The organism is Streptomyces sp. NPDC059695 (assembly GCF_042733785.1).
Taxonomy (GTDB): domain Bacteria; phylum Actinomycetota; class Actinomycetes; order Streptomycetales; family Streptomycetaceae; genus Streptomyces.
The window spans coordinates 100,576-118,814 of the sequence record NZ_JBHWFF010000009.1 but is presented as its reverse complement, the minus strand read 5'-3'; the positions used below and the strand labels follow the sequence as shown (position 1 = coordinate 118,814).

At 71.5% G+C, this 18,239-nt stretch carries 20 protein-coding genes and 5 tRNA genes; 19 read left to right on the top strand and 6 right to left on the bottom strand.

Translation table 11 applies throughout. From position 1 onward, the window contains the following. Positions 1 to 254: 254 nt before the first annotated feature. From ACFV2S_RS13900 to gltX, 3 genes are all read left to right on the top strand, one after another. Complete coding sequence (locus ACFV2S_RS13900; RefSeq protein ID WP_385557531.1) at positions 255 to 458, top strand: hypothetical protein; 204 nt, start codon at positions 255 to 257, stop codon at positions 456 to 458. Between the two features lie 131 nt (positions 459 to 589). Next, the gene (locus tag ACFV2S_RS13895; RefSeq protein ID WP_385557528.1) at positions 590 to 1,384 is read left to right on the top strand and encodes a fumarylacetoacetate hydrolase family protein; all 795 of its coding nucleotides are present in this window, start codon (positions 590 to 592) and stop codon (positions 1,382 to 1,384) included. Beyond that, complete coding sequence (gltX, locus tag ACFV2S_RS13890; RefSeq protein ID WP_385557525.1) at positions 1,377 to 2,891, top strand: glutamate--tRNA ligase; 1,515 nt, start codon at positions 1,377 to 1,379, stop codon at positions 2,889 to 2,891. Before ACFV2S_RS13895 ends, gltX begins: the two co-directional genes overlap by 8 nt. A 79-nt stretch (positions 2,892 to 2,970) precedes the next feature. Here gltX and ACFV2S_RS13885 read toward each other — a convergent pair whose 3' ends face one another. The 3 genes from ACFV2S_RS13885 to ACFV2S_RS13875 are packed head-to-tail and all read right to left on the bottom strand — an operon-like array spanning position 2,971 to position 4,699. Beyond that, positions 2,971 to 3,309 (bottom strand): helix-turn-helix transcriptional regulator, encoded by a 339-nt coding sequence (locus tag ACFV2S_RS13885; protein ID WP_385557522.1) that lies wholly within the window; start codon positions 3,307 to 3,309, stop codon positions 2,971 to 2,973. Positions 3,310 to 3,347: 38 nt separating this feature from the next. Continuing rightward, positions 3,348 to 4,289, bottom strand: a complete 942-nt coding sequence (locus ACFV2S_RS13880; protein ID WP_385557519.1) for a hypothetical protein — start codon at positions 4,287 to 4,289, stop codon at positions 3,348 to 3,350. A 2-nt stretch (positions 4,290 to 4,291) separates the two neighbouring features. Then, positions 4,292 to 4,699 (bottom strand): hypothetical protein, encoded by a 408-nt coding sequence (locus ACFV2S_RS13875; protein WP_385557516.1) that lies wholly within the window; start codon positions 4,697 to 4,699, stop codon positions 4,292 to 4,294. Positions 4,700 to 4,930: 231 nt separating this feature from the next. On the opposite strand from ACFV2S_RS13875, the gene ACFV2S_RS13870 reads away from it, so the two are divergent. The 9 genes from ACFV2S_RS13870 (at position 4,931) to ACFV2S_RS13830 (ending at position 10,054) form a co-directional block, all read left to right on the top strand. After that, positions 4,931 to 6,487, top strand: a complete 1,557-nt coding sequence (locus ACFV2S_RS13870; RefSeq protein WP_385557513.1) for a peptidoglycan-binding protein — start codon at positions 4,931 to 4,933, stop codon at positions 6,485 to 6,487. A 56-nt stretch (positions 6,488 to 6,543) separates the two neighbouring features. Next, positions 6,544 to 7,266 (top strand): ABC transporter ATP-binding protein, encoded by a 723-nt coding sequence (locus ACFV2S_RS13865; RefSeq protein WP_385557757.1) that lies wholly within the window; start codon positions 6,544 to 6,546, stop codon positions 7,264 to 7,266. Next, positions 7,263 to 8,504, top strand: coding sequence for an ABC transporter permease (locus ACFV2S_RS13860; RefSeq protein ID WP_385557511.1), 1,242 nt, complete (start codon positions 7,263 to 7,265; stop codon positions 8,502 to 8,504). The genes ACFV2S_RS13865 and ACFV2S_RS13860 overlap by 4 nt, the downstream gene beginning before the upstream one ends. Positions 8,505 to 8,719: 215 nt before the next feature. Beyond that, entirely contained in the window at positions 8,720 to 9,442 is a 723-nt protein-coding gene (locus ACFV2S_RS13855; RefSeq protein ID WP_385557508.1) for an HAD family hydrolase, read from the top strand. 95 nt (positions 9,443 to 9,537) lie between these two features. Then, a tRNA-Gln gene (locus ACFV2S_RS13850) sits at positions 9,538 to 9,609 on the top strand. Between the two features lie 40 nt (positions 9,610 to 9,649). Then, positions 9,650 to 9,722 (top strand) — tRNA-Glu (locus tag ACFV2S_RS13845). Positions 9,723 to 9,783: 61 nt separating this feature from the next. Next, positions 9,784 to 9,856 (top strand) — tRNA-Glu (locus ACFV2S_RS13840). Between the two features lie 14 nt (positions 9,857 to 9,870). Continuing rightward, a tRNA-Gln gene (locus tag ACFV2S_RS13835) sits at positions 9,871 to 9,942 on the top strand. 39 nt (positions 9,943 to 9,981) lie between these two features. Beyond that, positions 9,982 to 10,054: transfer RNA gene (locus ACFV2S_RS13830), tRNA-Glu, on the top strand. Positions 10,055 to 10,182: 128 nt separating this feature from the next. Here ACFV2S_RS13830 and ndgR read toward each other — a convergent pair. Beyond that, the gene (gene ndgR / locus ACFV2S_RS13825) at positions 10,183 to 10,899 is read right to left on the bottom strand and encodes an IclR family transcriptional regulator NdgR (protein ID WP_005311436.1); all 717 of its coding nucleotides are present in this window, start codon (positions 10,897 to 10,899) and stop codon (positions 10,183 to 10,185) included. 140 nt (positions 10,900 to 11,039) lie between these two features. On the opposite strand from ndgR, the gene leuC reads away from it, so the two are divergent. The 4 genes from leuC to ACFV2S_RS13805 all read left to right on the top strand — a co-directional run bounded on the left by leuC (position 11,040) and on the right by ACFV2S_RS13805 (position 14,235). After that, complete coding sequence (leuC, locus tag ACFV2S_RS13820; protein WP_385557504.1) at positions 11,040 to 12,464, top strand: 3-isopropylmalate dehydratase large subunit; 1,425 nt, start codon at positions 11,040 to 11,042, stop codon at positions 12,462 to 12,464. A gap of 6 nt (positions 12,465 to 12,470) precedes the next feature. Next, positions 12,471 to 13,064, top strand: a complete 594-nt coding sequence (gene leuD / locus ACFV2S_RS13815) for a 3-isopropylmalate dehydratase small subunit (RefSeq protein WP_385557501.1) — start codon at positions 12,471 to 12,473, stop codon at positions 13,062 to 13,064. Positions 13,065 to 13,168: 104 nt separating this feature from the next. Further along, positions 13,169 to 13,396: a hypothetical protein gene (locus ACFV2S_RS13810; protein WP_383797282.1), complete on the top strand. Its 228-nt coding sequence runs from the start codon at positions 13,169 to 13,171 to the stop codon at positions 13,394 to 13,396. A gap of 143 nt (positions 13,397 to 13,539) precedes the next feature. Next, positions 13,540 to 14,235, top strand: coding sequence for an HU family DNA-binding protein (locus ACFV2S_RS13805; RefSeq protein ID WP_385557498.1), 696 nt, complete (start codon positions 13,540 to 13,542; stop codon positions 14,233 to 14,235). Between the two features lie 28 nt (positions 14,236 to 14,263). Here ACFV2S_RS13805 and ACFV2S_RS13800 read toward each other — a convergent pair whose 3' ends face one another. Further along, complete coding sequence (locus ACFV2S_RS13800) at positions 14,264 to 14,473, bottom strand: hypothetical protein (RefSeq protein ID WP_385557495.1); 210 nt, start codon at positions 14,471 to 14,473, stop codon at positions 14,264 to 14,266. 10 nt (positions 14,474 to 14,483) lie between these two features. Then, the gene (gene cofC, locus ACFV2S_RS13795; protein ID WP_385557492.1) at positions 14,484 to 15,149 is read right to left on the bottom strand and encodes a 2-phospho-L-lactate guanylyltransferase; all 666 of its coding nucleotides are present in this window, start codon (positions 15,147 to 15,149) and stop codon (positions 14,484 to 14,486) included. A gap of 126 nt (positions 15,150 to 15,275) precedes the next feature. On the opposite strand from cofC, the gene ACFV2S_RS13790 reads away from it, so the two are divergent. The 3 genes from ACFV2S_RS13790 to ACFV2S_RS13780 all read left to right on the top strand — a co-directional run bounded on the left by ACFV2S_RS13790 (position 15,276) and on the right by ACFV2S_RS13780 (position 18,233). After that, positions 15,276 to 16,028 (top strand): lysophospholipid acyltransferase family protein, encoded by a 753-nt coding sequence (locus tag ACFV2S_RS13790; protein ID WP_383797278.1) that lies wholly within the window; start codon positions 15,276 to 15,278, stop codon positions 16,026 to 16,028. Further along, positions 16,025 to 17,026, top strand: coding sequence for an NAD(P)H-dependent glycerol-3-phosphate dehydrogenase (locus ACFV2S_RS13785; RefSeq protein ID WP_385557489.1), 1,002 nt, complete (start codon positions 16,025 to 16,027; stop codon positions 17,024 to 17,026). Before ACFV2S_RS13790 ends, ACFV2S_RS13785 begins: the two co-directional genes overlap by 4 nt. A 67-nt stretch (positions 17,027 to 17,093) precedes the next feature. After that, positions 17,094 to 18,233, top strand: coding sequence for a D-alanine--D-alanine ligase family protein (locus ACFV2S_RS13780; RefSeq protein ID WP_385557486.1), 1,140 nt, complete (start codon positions 17,094 to 17,096; stop codon positions 18,231 to 18,233). Positions 18,234 to 18,239 lie beyond the last annotated feature (6 nt).

The window sequence follows — 18,239 nt, the reverse complement described above, 5'->3', positions numbered from 1 at the left end:
ATGGTCGGGCATCCCCGTGTGTCCCAGTCGCCATGATCAGGAGCGGAATAGCTCATTCAGTGGCGGAATGTCCCTTTCCGTGATGACCGGCGACCGTCCGTAATGCCCGGAATGTATCGCGTGTGGTGAGCAAACTCACACGAGAATCGATGTCTCAGCCATGCATTCGAAGGGAATCGCATGTTTAGCCTGACGCTTTACACCCCTTCGCGCCCGTACGGGCGCCCGTCCCGGAACAAGGTCTGATCACCGCGATGAAGACGACGACGCTCCGCACCACGGCCAACCCCCGCCGCTCCACCCTCGTCCACCTCACGGACGCCGCAGAACTCGGCCGCGGTGCCCAGCCGGAGTACGCGGTCGAGCTCCCGGGCAACACGGCCAACCCGCGCCGCACCGTCCTGATGCAGGCCCCGGCTCCGTACCAGCCCCAGCCGTACGCCACCGCGTCCCGCTGACCGTGACGCGGGACACCACCCGCGTCACGCACGTCACCGCCCCCGGCGACATCGCAGGTCGGCCGCCGCCCCGCCGCGTTAGCCTGGAGCGTCAGACTCCAGCCAGTACCAAGTGAGGGGCGACAGCACTCGTGCGCATCGCCAGATTCTCCATCGACGGCAATGTGGCCTTCGGCGCCGTCGAGGGCGAGGGAACCGTCGAGTCCGGCGGCCTCGTCCTCGACATCATCAAGGGCATCCCGTACACCGACTTCGAGCTCAGCGGCACCAAGGTCCCGCTGAGCAAGGTACGGCTCCTGCCGCCGGTGCTCCCCAACAAGGTCGTGGCCATCGGCCGCAACTACGCGGAGCACGCCGCCGAGCTCGGCAACGAGGTCCCCGACGTCCCCGTCGCCTTCTTCAAGCCCACCACCTCGGTGATCGGCCCCGGCGACGCCATCGAGTACCCCTCCTTCTCCGACGAGCTGCACCACGAGGCCGAACTGGCCGTGGTCATCGGCCGCATGTGCCGCGAGGTGCCCCGCGAGCGCGTGAAGGACGTCGTCTTCGGCTACACCTGCGCCAACGACGTCACCGCCCGCGACGTCCAGCGGCGCGAGAAGCAGTGGGCCCGCGCCAAGGGCTTCGACACCTCCTGCCCGCTGGGCCCCTGGGTGGAGACGGACATGAGCATCGCTGCCGCGAGCGACCTGACCATCCAGGCCACGGTCAACGGCGAACAGCGCCAGCTGGGTCGCACGAGCGACATGGTCCGCTCCATCGAGGACCTGGTCGTCCACATCACCGAGGCCATGACGCTGCTCCCCGGCGACGTCATCCTCACCGGCACCCCCGCCGGGGTCGGCCCCCTCAACGTCGGCGACGAGGTCGCCGTCACCATCGAAGGCATCGGCACTCTCACCAATAAGGTGATCAAGCGTGGCTAACGCGAACTCCCCCAAGCTCTCGACTTCGCTCGAGCAGGGGGCACCCCCCCGCGTCCGTTTCTGTCCCTCGCCGACCGGCAACCCCCACGTGGGCCTGGTCCGCACCGCTCTCTTCAACTGGGCCTTCGCCCGGCACAACGAGGGCACCATGGTCTTCCGCATCGAGGACACCGACGCTGCGCGCGACTCCGAGGAGTCGTACAACCAGCTGCTCGACTCCCTGAAGTGGCTCGGCCTCGACTGGGACGAGGGCCCCGAGGTCGGCGGCCCGCACGAGCCGTACCGCCAGTCCCAGCGGATGGACATCTACAAGGACGTCGCGGACAAGCTGCTCGCCGGCGGTTACGCGTACCCCTGCTACTGCACCACCGAGGAGCTCGACGAGCGCCGCGAGGCCGCCCGCGCCGCCGGCCGCCCCTCCGGCTACGACGGCCACTGCCGCGACCTCACCGACGAGCAGAAGGCGGCCTACGAGGCCGAGGGCCGCGCGTCGATCGTCCGCTTCCGGATGCCCGACGAGCCGATCACCTTCACCGACCTGGTCCGCGGCGAGCTCACCTTCACCCCCGAGAACGTGCCGGACTACGGCATCCTCCGGGCCAACGGCGCCCCGCTCTACACCCTGGTCAACCCGGTCGACGACGCCCTGATGGAGATCACCCACGTCCTGCGCGGCGAAGACCTGCTCTCCTCCACCCCGCGTCAGGTCGCGCTCTACAAGGCGCTGATCGAGCTGGGCATCGCCAAGGAGATCCCCTCCTTCGGCCACCTGCCGTACGTCATGGGCGAGGGCAACAAGAAGCTCTCCAAGCGCGACCCGCAGGCCTCCCTCAACCTCTACCGGGAGCGCGGCTTCCTCCCCGAGGGCCTCCTGAACTACCTGTCGCTCCTCGGCTGGTCCTTCTCGGCCGACCAGGACCTCTTCACCATCCCCGAGATGGTGGCGAAGTTCGACATCGCCGACGTCAACGCGAACCCGGCGCGCTTCGACCTCAAGAAGGCCGAGTCGATCAACGCCGACCACATCCGCATGCTGGACGTGAAGGCCTTCGCCACGGCCTGCGAGCCCTGGCTCCGCGCCCCGCACGCCCCCTGGGCGCCGGAGGACTTCGACCAGGCCGCCTGGGAGGCCATCGCGCCGCACGCCCAGACCCGCCTGACCGTCCTCTCGGACATCACGGCCAACGTGGACTTCCTCTTCCTGGCCGAGCCGGTCTTCGACCAGCCCTCGTGGGACAAGGCGATGAAGGGCGAGCCCGCGGCCCTGCTCACCACCGCCCGCGAGAAGCTCGACGCGGCGGACTGGAACGACCCCGAGTCCCTGAAGAACGCGGTCCTGGCCGCCGGCGAGGCCCACGGCCTCAAGCTCGGCAAGGCGCAGGCCCCGGTCCGCGTCGCCGTCACCGGCCGCACGGTCGGCCTGCCGCTCTTCGAGTCCCTGGAGATCCTGGGCAAGGAGAAGACCCTGGCCCGCGTCGACGCGGCCCTGGCGAAGCTCGCGGCCTGACGCACACCGGACACGTGACGAGGGGCGGCAGCCCGTGGCTGCCGCCCCTCGGGCGTTCCGTCGCTCCGCCAGGCCTGTCTCACCCGGCCCTGAGCGCGGTCCTCGTGTCATGCGTGGAGCAGAGCCCGGCGCAGAACTCGGCGCCGTCCGAGAACTGCATCAGATCCATCACACCGACCAGGCACAGCTGGAACCGGCTCAGTCCGCCCAGCTTCTTGCGCAGGTTCGCGATGTGGAACTTCACCGTCCGCACCGAGATGCCGAGCCGCCGCGCCACGTCCTCGGACTCCGAGGCCATGACGAGCTGGGCGAGGATCTGGTGTTCCCGGGCGGTGAGCGTGGGCAGACACGACAGGGCCGTCCCCATCATGGAGCGCAGGGGCTCCGGGAGACGGCACAGTCTGCATGCGGTCGTCATCGTTCCTCTGGAGATCGGCGACCGGTCGTCCGACGCGGTCAGTGGGTCAGAGCGGCCGCCAGCTTAAGTCTGCTGTCCACCTGCTCCTTGGCGAGCGACAGCGTCTCCGCGTTCTGCTCGATCAGCTGCCGCTGGTAGGCGGTCGTCACCGCGTAGTGCACGCCGACCAGGTTGGTCCGCTGCTTGCAGCGCACGTCGGCCTTGGCCGCGGTGATCCCCCGCGGGCCGCCGAGTTCGGCGTCGCCGAGGCTCAGCTCGTGGGGCGCCCGCATCGGGTTGCGGACCGTGTAGCCGGCCTGCGCCATGCACGCCGACCAGCTCTTGTCGACCGCGCGAATCCGCGAGTCCTCACGGGCCTTGGATTCGGCCTCGCTCTTGAGATTGAACACGAAGAGGATGTCGACCTCGTTCGCCCTGCGGGCGTAGAGCCGGAGGAACGACTCGCGGGAGCATCCGCCCACGGGCACCTTCTGCCCGTTGAGCGTCCCGTCGCTTCCGCCGGCCTTCTCCGCCTCCTCCAGGGTGGCGGGCAGGTCGCCCGGCTTCAGGTCCTTCCTTCCGCCGAGCGCCAGCTCCTCCGCGGGCGTCGGCGGTTTCGCCGCGGCGGCCCGCGCGGGGGCGTCCGGCTCCTGCGGGTTCGCGTAGCCGTAGCGCGCGGCCGCTTCCGGGTCCGTCACGCCGTAGACCCGGGCGTTGGCACCGGTCGTCGGTACGGCGGGCGGCTCGGGGGCCTGGTAGGCGAAACCGAGCCGGGTCATGCACCGGCCGATGAGCACGTTCTGCGCCCGGCCGAGTGTGCTCTGCTGCGCGAGGGTGGCCTCGTAGGCGTCCAGCGGGAAGCTCACGTCCGTGGTCCGGAGCATCGTGGGCACGGCGCCGACCGGTGGTTCGGCGCTTCCGCCGGCACCGTCCGAGCCGGTGGCGGAGCAGCCCGCCAGGGCGAGGACGACGACGGCGGCAGCGAGGTGGTGGTGGCGCATCGTCAGGAGGTGATGGAGTCCGACGAGATCTTGTTCTTGAAGGTGTCGGACGCGTTGCCCGAGTACCCGACGGGAAGCGAGCCCCGGACGCCGCCCTTGTACGCGTCGGTGAAGACGTAGTAGGTGAACACGGAGCGGTTCCAGTACGACGCCGTGTTGTCGTTCGTCCCCGCACCCTCACCGGCGCAGTTGACGCCGTACGGGTCCTTGAACCAGTTGTCGGAGAAGTTGTTGTCCGGGCCCGGGTCCGTGACGCAGCCCGCGGTGCCCGAGTTGTAGTAGAGGCCGAACTCTCCGGACTCCAGGATGCCGTCGTCGAAGTTCGAGGCCGACGCGGTGCCGGCGGTGCCCAGCAGGAAACCGGCCGCCGCGGTCGCCGCGACCGCCGCCTTCATCACACGCTTGTTCATTTCCGCCCTGTTCCTTGATTGTGGAGATCTTGCGACGGCGAAGTGGATCATGGGCGACCCTCGGTGTCTACTGTCCCTGAGGACAGTAGACGCGCCTGACCTGCAGGTTTACGGTGGCTCGCCGGGTCGGAGGCTTGCCCTTCGCTCATCGGAGTCCCCTTTCGTGCACCCGGCCGCGCCCCCGTTCGCGGCGGCCGCACCCACCCACCGGTGATACGACGAAGGACGACGATGACGCAGGACGAGGGCGCCGTGGCGGTCGTGGAGCACGTGACGGTCGTGGGGCGGCCGGCCGGCCCGGAGCCGGAGGAGCGCGCGGCGGAACCCGGCGGAGTGGCCCGGCGCCGCCGATGGGTCCTCGCCGTCGCCGTCGGCGCCGTGCTCGCCACGACCGGCGGGCTCGGTGCGGCGCTCCTCGTGAAGTCGCCCGCGCAGGCCGCCGCGGAGGCCGCGGCACCCGCACCCGATGTCCTCACCGCGCCGGTGGAGCACCGGGTGCTGACCTCCTCCGTGATCACCCGCGGGGAGGTGGTCGCCGACCAGACCGTCGACGTGGTCCCCCAGGTCCCCGCCGGCCAGGGCGCGGCCCATTCGGTGATCACCAAGCTCCCCGTGCGCGCCGGGGACACCGTGCGCCCCGGACAGGTCCTCATGGAGGTCTCCGGGCGTCTCGTGTTCGCGCTGAAGGGCAGCCTGCCCGTCTACCGCGACCTGCGCCCCGGCAGCACCGGCGACGACGTGCGACAGCTCCAGCGCGCGCTCGCGGAGCTGGGCCACCCGGTGGGCACCGACGCGGAGGGCCGCTTCGGCCACGGGACCAAGGCCGCACTCGACGCCCTCTACCGGACGATGGGCTACGACCCGGTGTCCGCGACGCAGGAGGGCGGGAACGACCCCGTCGGCGACGCCCGCGACCGGGTCACCGCCGCGGAACGGGCACTGGAGGACGCCGCGGACGCCGCGGGCTCCGGGGACGCCGCGGACGCCGCGGGCTCCGGGGACGCGCCGCGGCCGTCGGCGTCCGCCTCGGCCTCGGCGGCCCCACCCGCCTCGGACGACGGAGGTGCCGCCCGGCGGAAGGCCGTCGACCGGGCCCGCGAGGACCTGGCCGCCGCGCGGACGAAGCTCGCCGCCGCCGAGGCGGCCGCGGGACCGATGCTGCCCGCGGCCGAAGTGGTCTTCCTGAAGAGCTTCCCGGCCCGGGTGGACTCGGTCGCCGCCCGCGTCGGCGGTGAGGCGACCGGCACCGCCATGAAGCTGTCCGCCGGCCGGCTCGTCGTCCACGCACGGGTCCCCGAGTACCAGAAGGACCTCATCCGGCCGGGAAGCGAGGCCGAGATCTACTCCGAAGTGACCGGCGCGTCCGCAGAGGGCCGTGTCACCGGCGTCTCCGACGCTCCCCTCCAGGCCGGTGCGACCGGCGGCGAGGGGCAGGGAGCCCAGGGCGGCGCCGCCCAGACGGGCCCGGGGCTCACCGGCCGGCTCGTGGAGATCACCCCCGGCACCCCGCTCGCCGCCGACCTGACCGGTCAGGACGTACGCGTCACCGTCGTCGCCGCCTCGACCGCCGGCAAGGCGCTGGTCGTTCCGATCACGGCCATCAGCTCCGGCGCGGACGGCCGGACCACCGTGACGGTGGCCGAGCCGGGCGGCGGGCGGCGCAGGGTGGAGATACGGACGAGCACGGCGGGCGACGGCTACGTCGCCGTCGCACCGACGGGCGGCGCCGCGCTGGCCCCGGGGGAGCAGGTGATCACGGGAGTGACGCGCGAGAGGAGCACTCCGTGACGGAGAGCCTTTCCCCGGGCCGTGGAAGCGTCGTCGCCGCGCCGGCGGACGAGCCGCTGCCCGCACCGGTACCCGAGCCGGTCATCGAGTTCCGCGGAGTCGGACTGACCTACCCCGGCCCGCCTCCCGTGGCCGCGCTCCGGCCCTGCGACCTGACCGTCGCGCGGGGCGACTTCGTCGCCGTCGTGGGCCCGTCGGGCTCGGGCAAGTCCACCTTCCTCAACATCGCCGGCCTGCTGGACGCCCCCACCACCGGGACGTACCTGCTGGACGGCATCGACACGGGCACGCTCCGGGACGCCCACCTCACCGCCCTGCGAGGGCGGCGCATCGGCTTCGTGTTCCAGTCCTTCCACCTGCTGCCCCAGCGCAGCGCCCTGGAGAACGTCACGATCGCCCTCGTCTACAACGGCGTCCCGCGCCGGGAGCGTGCCGCCCGCGCCCGCGAGGCGCTGGAACAGGTCGGCCTCGGCCATCGCGTCGACGCCCTTCCCACCCGGATGTCCGGCGGCGAGCGACAGCGGGTGGCCATCGCCCGGGCCCTGGTCACCCGGCCCTCCCTGCTGCTGTGCGACGAGCCGACCGGCAACCTCGACACCGCGAACGCCGACTCGGTGCTCGCCCTGCTCGAGTCCCTGCACGCCGACGGCATGACGGTCCTGGTGATCACCCACGACCCGCAGGTCGCCGCCCGTGCCGCGCGCACGGTCACCATCCGGGACGGGGTGCTCAGCACCACGCGGCCCACGGCGTACGAGGCGTACGAGGTGACCGCATGAGGCGCGCACCGCGCGGCGGACGCGTCGCGCCCTCCGTCTTCGGCGGGCGCGACGTGCTCGCCGAGTCCGTCGCGGGCATGCTGCAGCGGCCCGGGCGCTCCGCGCTCACCGCCCTCGGCACCGTGCTCGGCGTCGGGACCTTCGTGGCGATCCTCGGCCTGACGGCCACGACCTCCTCGCAGATCGACACCCGCTTCAACGCCCTCAGCGCGACCGAGGTGACCGTCGAGGACGTCGCCCGCGCACAGGACGAGTTCGCCGGACCGGCCTTCCCGGCGGACGCCGACCGACGGATCGAGCGCCTGAACGGCGTCGCGCACGCGGGGGTCTACTGGCCGGTCCGGCTCCGGCCGGAGGAGTCCGTACGGGCCTCCGCGGTCCTCGGGGACGCCGGAGCCACGGAGGCCGTCGAGGTCGTGGCCGCCTCGCCGGGCGTGTTCCGCGCCGCCGGCGTCCGGCTGGCCGAGGGACGCCTCTACGACGGCTACGCCTCGCGCGGCGCGGCGCCGGTGGCCGTCATCGGCGCGGGAGTCGCCGACCGGCTCGGCATCACCACGCTGGAGACCCGCCCGGCGATCTTCATCGGCGGACGGCCGTTCACCGTCACCGGCGTCCTCGCGGGCGCCGACCGCAAGGCCGATCTGCTGCTCTCGGTCGTGGTGCCGCACACCACCGCGCAGCGGATCTGGGGGGAGCCCGAGGACGGCGGCGCGCGGATGCTCGTCTCCACCCGGCTCGGCGCGGCCCCGCAGATCGCCGGCGAGGCGGCGACGGCGCTGCGCCCCGACCACCCGGAGTACTTCAAGGTCGTTCCGCCGCCGGACCCCAAGGCGCTCCGGGGCGAGGTCGGCGAGGACCTGAACCGGCTGTTCCTGCTCCTCGCGGGCATCTGTCTGGTGATCGGCGCCGTCGGCATCGCCAACACCACCCTGGTCGCCGTCCTGGAACGCACGGGGGAGATCGGTCTGCGCCGGGCCCTGGGCGCGCGCGGCCGCCACATCACCGTGCAGTTCCTGGCCGAATCGGGCGCGCTGGGCGCGCTGGGCGGCATGGTCGGCACCTCCATGGGCGTGCTGACCGTGGTGGCGGTGGCCGTGGTCCGCGACTGGACCCCGGTCATCCACCCGGGCACCGCCCTCGCGGCCCCGGCGATCGGTCTGGCGACCGGCGTCCTCGCGGGCCTCTACCCCGCCTGGCGGGCCGCCCGCATCCAGCCCGCGGAGGCGCTGCGCCGCTGAGCCCGCGCGGGATCACCTCCCGGCCGCCGTCGGACCCCGCCGTCGGACCCCGCCGTCGGGGCCCGCCGTCGGGGCCGGCGCGGCGGGCTCCGCCCCTGACGCCGTCCCCGACCCGGGCCGGGGCGATGGCTGTTGCCCGACCGGGACCGGCCGTTGCACCGGCCCGGGTCGTCCGCCCGGACCGGATCGCCCCCCGGAGCGCTAACGTCGTACCCATGGCCATCCGCGCGGTGCTCTGGGACATCGACGACACGCTCTTCGACTACGCGAGCGCAGACCGGACCGGGATGCGGGCGCACCTCGCCGCCGAGGGGCTGCTCGACGCGTGGGGCTCCGCCGAGGAGGCCCTGCGGCGCTGGAAGGAGCTCACGGAGCTGCACTGGCGCCGGTACGAGGCGGAGGGCGGGGACTTCCGGGACCAGCGACGCGCGCGCGTGCGGGACTTCCTCTCCCGGCCGGAGCTCACCGCCGCCGAGGCCGACGACTGGTTCGACCGGTACGTCGTCCACTACGAGGCCGCCTGGGAGCTGTTCCCCGACACCGTGCCCGTCCTGGACCTACTGGCTCGTGACTACCGTCACGGAGTTCTGTCCAACTCCAGCATCCACAACCAGGAGCACAAGCTCCGCGCCCTGGGCGTGCGGGACCGCTTCGAGGCCGTGCTGTGCGCCGCCGAGCTCGGCGTGGCCAAGCCCGCCCCGGAGGCCTTCCACGCCGCCTGCACGGCCCTTGACCTGCGCCCCCACGAGGTGGCCTACGTCGGGGACCAGCCGGACATCGACGCCAGGGGAGCCGTGGAGGCGGGGCTCTGGGGGATCTGGCTGGACCGCGCGGACACCGGGGGCAGGCCCGAGCTGTCCCGGATCACCGACCTCCACCGGCTGCCCGCGCTGCTGCGTGCGGATACGCGTTTTGGAGCACCGTCCACCTTCGGGTAATGTTCTTCCTGCGCCGAGGGAAACGGGCCGAGAGGCCGGAAAGCCCCGGAAGCGCAAGCCGAGCAGGATCCCTTCTCGAAGTGATCACGTTCCGGTGGCCTATGGTGTAATTGGCAGCACGACTGATTCTGGTTCAGTTAGTCTTGGTTCGAGTCCAGGTAGGCCAGCTCGCAGAGCTCATCTGCACCTGTGGATGGCATCCACGAAGCCCCCGTTGTGTAGCGGCCTAGCACGCCGCCCTCTCAAGGCGGTAGCGCCGGTTCGAATCCGGTCGGGGGTACAGATCCTTCCCGCGGGATCACCTGGGTCGCACCCGGTGAACCCGATGCAGGATCGCTAGGGCCCCCGTTGTGTAGCGGCCTAGCACGCCGCCCTCTCAAGGCGGTAGCGCCGGTTCGAATCCGGTCGGGGGTACGGTTTAACCACCATGGCCTATGGTGTAATTGGCAACACTACGGTTTCTGGTACCGTCATTCTTGGTTCGAGTCCAGGTAGGCCAGCTCGCAGAGCTCATCTGCACCGCGGATCTGATCCGCAAGGCCCCCGTTGTGTAGCGGCCTAGCACGCCGCCCTCTCAAGGCGGTAGCGCCGGTTCGAATCCGGTCGGGGGTACAAGACGAGGAAGCCCTTCCCTTCGGGGGAGGGCTTCTTCGCTGTTCGGGATCACGGCGCACACAACTCCGGCCCACCGCTGCGGCGTTGGAGCGGTGGGCCGGTACGAACAGGAGGGACGGAGGAGCTCAGCCGTTGCGGCGGAGAGCCTCGGAGAGACGGGCGGCGGCGTCGATGACCGCCTGGGCGTGCATGCGGCCCGGGTGGCGCGTCAGGCGCTCGATCGGACCCGAGACCGACACGGCGGCCACCACGCGGTTCGAGGGGCCGCGTACGGGCGCGGAGACGGACGCGACGCCCGGCTCCCGCTCACCGATCGACTGGGCCCAGCCGCGCCGCCGTACGCCCGACAGGGCCGTCGCCGTGAAGCGGGCGCCCTGGAGGCCGCGGTGCAGCCGCTCGGGCTCCTCCCAGGCCATCAGGATCTGCGCGGACGAGCCGGCCTTCATGGTCAGCGTCGAGCCGACCGGGACCGTGTCCCGCAGGCCCGAGAGCCGCTCGGCCGCCGCCACGCAGATGCGCATGTCGCCCTGGCGCCGGTAGAGCTGGGCGCTCTCGCCGGTGACGTCGCGCAGATGCGTCAGCACCGGGCCCGCGGTCGCGAGCAGGCGGTCCTCGCCGGCCGCGGCGGCGAGCTCCGCCAGCCGCGGTCCGAGGATGAACCGGCCCTGCATGTCACGCGCCACCATCCGGTGGTGTTCCAGTGCCACGGCCAGTCGGTGTGCCGTGGGTCGTGCGAGTCCCGTCGCCGCGACCAGTCCTGCGAGGGTGGCCGGACCGGACTCCAGGGCGCTCAGGACAAGGGCTGCCTTGTCGAGAACGCCTACGCCGCTAGAGTTGTCCATGCAACGATATTCGCGTCTCACTCTGTGAAACGCAAGTTCAATTTTTCTCGGAACCTGTGACCCTGGTGATGCGGCCGCACAACGGCCCGCGGAACGGGTCTCTAGTTGTGCCGGCGTAGACGTCGGCCGGAGGGAAAGCGATGGGTAGGACACTCGCGGAGAAGGTCTGGGACGACCACGTCGTCCGGCGCGCCGAGGGCGAGCCCGACCTCCTCTTCATCGATCTGCACCTGCTGCACGAGGTGACCAGCCCCCAGGCCTTCGACGGCCTCCGGCAGAACGGCCGGCAGGTGCGGCGCCTCGACCTCACCATCGCCACCGAGGACCACAACACCCCGACCCTCGACATCGACAAGCCGATCGCGGACCCGGTCTCCCGCGCGCAGCTGGAGACCCTCCGCAAGAACTGTGCCGAGTTCGGCGTCCGGCTGCACCCGCTGGGCGACGTCGAGCAGGGCGTCGTCCACGTCGTCGGACCGCAGCTGGGCCTGACCCAGCCGGGCGCCACCGTGGTCTGCGGCGACTCCCACACCTCCACGCACGGCGCCTTCGGCGCGCTGGCGTTCGGCATCGGCACCAGCCAGGTCGAGCACGTGCTCGCCACCCAGACGCTGCCGCTGGCCCGCCCGAAGACCATGGCGATCACGGTCGACGGCGAGCTGCCCGAGGACGTCACCGCCAAGGACCTGATCCTGGCGATCATCGCCAAGATCGGCACCGGCGGAGGCCAGGGCTACATCCTGGAGTACCGCGGCTCCGCCATCGAGAAGCTCTCGATGGAGGCCCGGATGACCATCTGCAACATGTCGATCGAGGCCGGCGCCCGGGCGGGCATGATCGCCCCCGACGCGACCACCTTCGCCTACCTGCAGGGCCGCGCCCACGCCCCCGAGGGCGAGGACTGGGACGCCGCCGTCGCGTACTGGAAGACCCTGAAGTCCGACGAGGACGCGGTCTTCGACGCCGAGGTCGTCATCGACGCCGCCTCCCTGGCGCCGTTCGTCACCTGGGGCACCAACCCCGGCCAGGGCGCGCCGCTTTCGGCGAACGTCCCCGACCCGGCTTCGTACGAAGACGCTTCGGAGCGCCTGGCCGCCGAAAAGGCCCTGGAGTACATGGGGTTGACCGCCGGGCAGCCGCTGCGGGACATCCAGGTCGACACCGTCTTCGTAGGCTCCTGCACCAACGGCCGCATCGAGGACCTGCGGAACGCGGCCTCCCTGCTGGAGGGCCGCAAGGTCGCCGACGGCGTCCGCATGCTGGTCGTCCCCGGCTCGGTCCGGGTCGCCCTGCAGGCCGTCGAGGAGGGCCTGGACAAGGTCTTCAAGGAGGCCGGCGCCGAATGGCGTCACGCGGGCTGCTCGATGTGCCTGGGCATGAACCCCGACCAGCTGGCGCCGGGTGAGCGTTCCGCGTCCACCTCCAACCGCAACTTCGAGGGCCGGCAGGGCAAGGGCGGCCGGACGCACCTGGTCTCCCCGCAGGTCGCCGCCGCCACCGCCGTCCTGGGTCACCTGGCCTCCCCGGCCGATCTGTCCGACGTCGCCACCACCGCGGGGGTCTGAGGAACCATGGAAGCTTTCACCACGCACACCGGCCGGGCCGTCCCGCTGCGCCGCAGCAACGTCGACACCGACCAGATCATCCCGGCGCACTGGCTGAAGAAGGTCACCCGCGACGGCTTCGAGGACGGGCTCTTCGAGGCCTGGCGCAAGGACTCCGAGTTCGTCCTCAACCGCCCCGAGCGGCAGGGTGCCTCGGTCCTGGTCGCCGGCCCCGACTTCGGCACCGGCTCCTCCCGCGAGCACGCCGTCTGGGCGCTCCAGAACTACGGCTTCCAGGCGGTCATCTCCGCCCGCTTCGCCGACATCTTCCGCGGCAACTCGCTGAAGAACGGCCTGCTGACCGTCGTCCTCCCGCAGGAGACGGTGGACGCCCTCTGGGAGCTGACCGAGGCCGACCCGACCGCCGAGATCACCGTCGACCTGGAGGCCCGCAAGGTCCTGGCCGCCGGGATCGACGCCGACTTCGAGCTCGACGAGAACGCCCGCTGGCGTCTGCTGAACGGCCTCGACGACATCAGCCTCACCCTTCAGAACGAAGCCGACATCGCGGCCTACGAGGCGGCTCGACCGGCCTACAAGCCCCGTACAATTACGGTCTGAGCAGCGCTTTTCCAAGACTGCGCCCCCCACCGCCCGGTGGGGGGCGCAGTCGCTTGTTGAGACCCTGTCGGGCGACAACTCGCCCTAGATGGCACAATCGGTGCATGGAACGCGACAGCCAACTCGAGCTCTACGAGGCAGTCGCCGCCCGATTGAAGGAAGCGCACACAAGGGTGCGCTCACTGCAAGTCCCGGAGGGCGTAAGGATGGCGCTGTCCCGGAAGCTGCTGGTCGTCACGGCAGCGGCGAAGCACGATCTCCAGGACGCGGCAACGCGTCTCGACCGGTTGATGAAGGACCTCGACGAGGGCCGATTCCCAGAGGACGACTGACACCAGGAACTCCGCAACGGGACTTCTGCGTTGCGGCACTAGGGTGATTAGACCGTTTCGTGTTTGATTTGCGGTATATACATGCCTAACGTGCGAAAAAGCTTGAACACTTTCGTTCTGGCAATGTCTCCGAAGGGGAAGACGTGAACAAGGCGCAGCTCGTAGAAGCGATTGCCGACAAGATGGGCGGTCGTCAGCAGGCCGCCGAAGCCGTCGACCACGTGCTCGACGCCATCGTGCGTGCCGTGGTGGCCGGTGACCGGGTCTCGGTCACGGGTTTCGGCTCGTTCGAGAAGGTCGACCGTCCGGCCCGCTACGCCCGCAACCCTCAGACGGGTGAGCGCGTCCGGGTCAAGAAGACCTCCGTCCCGCGCTTCCGTGCAGGTCAGGGCTTCAAGGACCTGGTCAGCGGCTCGAAGAAGCTCCCCAAGGGCGGCGAGGTCTCCGTCAAGAAGGCCCCCAAGGGCAGCCTCACCGGTGGCGCCTCCGCGACCGTGAAGAAGGCCGCCGCCAAGAAGGCCACCACCGCCAAGAAGGCCGCCGCGAAGAAGGCGACCCCGGCGAAGAAGACCACGGCCGCCGTAAAGAAGGCGACGCCCGCGAAGAAGACCACGACGGCCGCCAAGAAGGCGACGCCGGCGAAGAAGGCCACCACGGCCGCCGCGAAGAAGACCTCCGCCGCCGCCAAGAAGACCACCACGGCCGCCGCCAAGAAGGCGACCAAGGCCACGGCCAAGAAGACCGCGCCGGCCGCGAAGAAGGCCACGGCGACGAAGGCGCCCGCCAAGAAGACGACGGCGCGCAAGACCACCGCCAAGAAGACCGCCGCCAAGAAGTAGGACGCGCGGTACCGACCCGCCGGGCGTCTCAGAAGGTCTGCAGCGTCACCAGGGTGATCCGCAGGCCGGCGCCCGACGTGCCGGGATCGGCCTCGATCCGCACCCGCTGCCCCGGCCGCAGCAGCCGGAGCCCGCCCGCCTCGAAGGCCTCCGCCCCGAACGCCACGGGGGTGCCGTCGTCGAGCAGCACACTGCCGCTGCGGGTGTCGGGGTCGTACGTGAACGCGGTCGCCTGCATGGACCGCAGCCTATCCGGCCGCCGTCAGCCACCGGGCGGCCGTCCGCGGACCGAGCCCGAGGGCCCGCGCCGCCGCGAGATCCTCCCCGGTGTCCACGTCCCGGCGTACGGAATCCACCCCGTCGAGCCGGATTTCCACCGCCCCCGAAGACAAATGCCGCAGCCTCGACGCGCCCCCGAATGCCGGTTCCAATTCCACCCCCGGAGCGGCCGAGAGGAATGTCGTACCGATTTCGGCGGCATCCGCGAGAAATGCCCGCGGAAAATTGCCGGCCGCGTCCAGGACCCGGGCCAGCTCCGCGGGCCGCAGCGCCGGAAGGTCCGCGTTGAGCGCCGCCACGCGCGCGTGCGGACGCCCGGCCCGCACGGCGCGGGCCCCGTGGGCGAGCGCCGCGTTCAGCCCCGCCGCCGGCGAGTCCGGCACGATCCGCGCCCCCAGGGCCGCCAGGGCCGCGCCGGCCGCCGGATCGTCCGTGACGACCGCCACATCGCGCACGCGCCCGCACTCCAGCGCCGCCCCCACCGTGTCCTCGGCGAACGCCAGCGCGAGCCGCGGGCGCAGCCGCGCTCCCGCCGCCGCGGCGAGCCTGCTCTTCGCCAGGGCAAGGGGCTTCAGGGGTACGACCAGGGACCAGCCGGCGTGGGCGTCGGTGTGCGTCGGGTGCAGCTGCTTCATCGCGGCCATTCTGTCCCGCCCAGGCGGCCCGCCCCAGGGCCCGGGGCGTACGGTGTCACTCGACAGACCAGGAGCATGGGGCGACACTTGACCCCCTGCCAGCCAGTCCCGGAGAAAGGTGTCCGAGTGCCCCGCCGCAGAATCGGCTTCTGGTACCGCCTCGCGGCGGTCATCGCCAAACCCCCCCTGGTGGTTCTGTTCAAGCGGGACTGGCGCGGTATGGAGCACATTCCGGCCGACGGCGGATTCATCACCGCGGTCAACCACAACTCCTACCTGGACCCGCTGTCCTACGCGCACTACCAGTACAACACCGGTCGCGTTCCGCGCCTCCTCGCCAAGGCGGGCCTCTTCAAGACCCCCTTCGTCGGGATGATGCTGCGCGGCACCGGACAGATCCCCGTCTACCGGGAGACGACCGACGCGCTCGACGCGTTCCGCGCCGCCGTCGACGCCATCGAGCGGGGCGAGTGCGTCGCCTTCTACCCGGAGGGCACCCTCACCCGGGACCCCGACATGTGGCCCATGGCGGGCAAGACCGGTGCGGCGCGCGTCGCGCTGCTCACCCGGGCCCCCGTCATCCCGGTGGCCCAGTGGGGCGCGAACCTCGCGATGCCGCCGTACGCCAAGGAGAACAAGCTCAGCCTGTTCCCCCGCAAGACCCTGATCGTGCAGGCCGGTCCGCCCGTCGACCTCTCGCGCTTCCACGGCCTGGAGCCGACGCCCGAGGTGCTCCGCGAGGCCACCGAGGTCATCATGGCCGCCATCACCGCCCTCCTGGAGGAGGTCCGCGGGGAGAAGGCGCCCCCCGAGCCGTACGACCACCGCCGGGCCCGTCTGGAGCAGCGGCGCAAGGCCGCCGGGGAGGGCACCAAGTGACCAGGGCAGCCGTCTTCGGCAACGGATCCTGGGGCACCGCCTTCGCGATGGTGCTCGCCGACGCGGGCTGCGAGGTGAGCCTCTGGGGCCGCCGCGCCGAACTCGCCAAGGAGATCAACACCTCCCGGGTCAACCCCGACTACCTGCCGGGCGTCGAACTCCCCCGGGGCATCACGGCCACCGCGGACCCCGCGGAGGCCGCCGCGGACGCCGACTTCACCGTTCTCGTCGTCCCCTCCCAGACCCTGCGCGGCAACCTCGCCGCCTGGCGTCCGGCCCTCGCCCCGGACACCGTGCTCGTCTCCCTCATGAAGGGCGTCGAACTCGGCACCGCCAAGCGGATGAGCGAGGTCATCACCGAGGTCGCCGACGTGCCGGCCGACCGCGTCGCCGTCCTCACCGGCCCCAACCTGGCCAAGGAGATCGCCGCCCGGCAGCCCGCCGCCGCGGTCGTCGCCTGCTCCGACGAGACGGTCGCCCAGCGCCTCCAGACCGCCTGCATGACCCCGTACTTCCGCCCGTACACCAACACCGACGTGGTGGGCTGCGAACTCGGCGGCGCCGTGAAGAACGTCATCGGCCTCGCCGTCGGCATCGCCAACGGCATGGGCCTCGGCGACAACTCCAAGGCCACGCTCATCACCCGCGGCCTCGCCGAGACCACCCGCCTGGGCCTCGCCATGGGCGCCGACCCGCTCACCTTCTCCGGCCTCGCGGGCCTCGGCGACCTCGTCGCCACCTGCTCCTCGCCGCTCTCCCGGAACAACACCTTCGGCACCAACCTCGGCCGCGGGATGACCCTCCAGGAGACCATCGCGGCCACCAAGCAGACCGCCGAGGGCGTCAAGTCCTGCGAGTCCGTGCTCGATCTGGGCCGTCGCCACGGCGTCGACATGCCCATCACCGAGACCGTCGTCTCGATCGTCCACGACGGCAAGCCGCCGGTCGTCGCGCTCAAGGAGCTCATGTCCCGCTCGGCCAAGCCCGAGCGCCGCTGAGCCGAACGCGCAAGGCACGAGCGGGGCGCTCAGGAGTTCGGGAGTCGCAAGGTACGCTCATCGCGATATGAGCGAGAACACCCAGAGCCCCCGCAAGCCGCGCGTGGCCGTCGTCTTCGGCGGCCGCAGCTCCGAGCACGCCATCTCCGTCGTCACGGCGGGCGCCGTCCTGAGCGCCATCGACCGGGACAAGTACGACGTGCTGCCCATCGGCATCACGACGGACGGGCGCTGGGCGCTCACCGCCGACGCCCCGGAGCGGATGGCCATCGCCGACCGCGCCCTGCCGAACGTGGCCGACCTGGCCGAGTCCGCGGAGGGCGGCGTCGTCCTCTCCGTCGACCCCGCCAACCGCGAGGTCGTCCTCACCGAGCCCGGCAACGTGCCCAGGGCCCTCGGCGAGGTCGACGTGGTCTTCCCGATGCTCCACGGCCCGTACGGCGAGGACGGCACCCTCCAGGGCCTCCTGGAGCTCTCCGGCGTCCCCTACGTCGGCGCGGGCGTCCTCGCCTCGGCCGTCGGCCAGGACAAGGAGTACATGAAGCGGGTCTTCGTCTCCTTCGGCCTCCCGGTCGGCCCCTACGAGGTCATCCGGCCCCGCGAGTGGGACCAGAACCCCGCCGCCGCCCGCAAGAAGATCGTCGAGTTCGCCGCCGAGCACGGCTGGCCGCTCTTCGTGAAGCCCGCCCGCGGCGGCTCCTCCATGGGCATCACCAAGGTCGACGACCTCTCCGGCCTGGACGAGGCCATCGAGGAGGCCCGCCGCCACGACCCCAAGATCCTCGTCGAGTCGCTGCTGCGCGGCCGGGAGATCGAGTGCGGCGTCCTGGAGTTCGAGGACGGCCCCCGCGCCAGCGTGCCGGCCGAGATCCCCCCGGTCACGGACCACGACTTCTACGACTTCGAGGCCAAGTACATCGACTCGGCCTCCGGCATCGTGCCCGCCCCCATCGGGGACGAGGCCACCGCCGAGATCCAGCGCCTCGCCGTCGCCGCCTACGAGGCCGTGTCCTGCGAGGGCCTGGTCCGCGCCGACTTCTTCCTCACCGAGGACGGCGACTTCGTCATCAACGAGATCAACACCATGCCGGGCTTCACGCCCATCTCCATGTACCCGCGCATGTGGCAGGAGAGCGGCGTGAGCTACCCCGAGCTGGTCGACCGGCTCATCCAGGCCGCGCTGACCCGCTCCACGGGCCTGCGCTAGGCGACC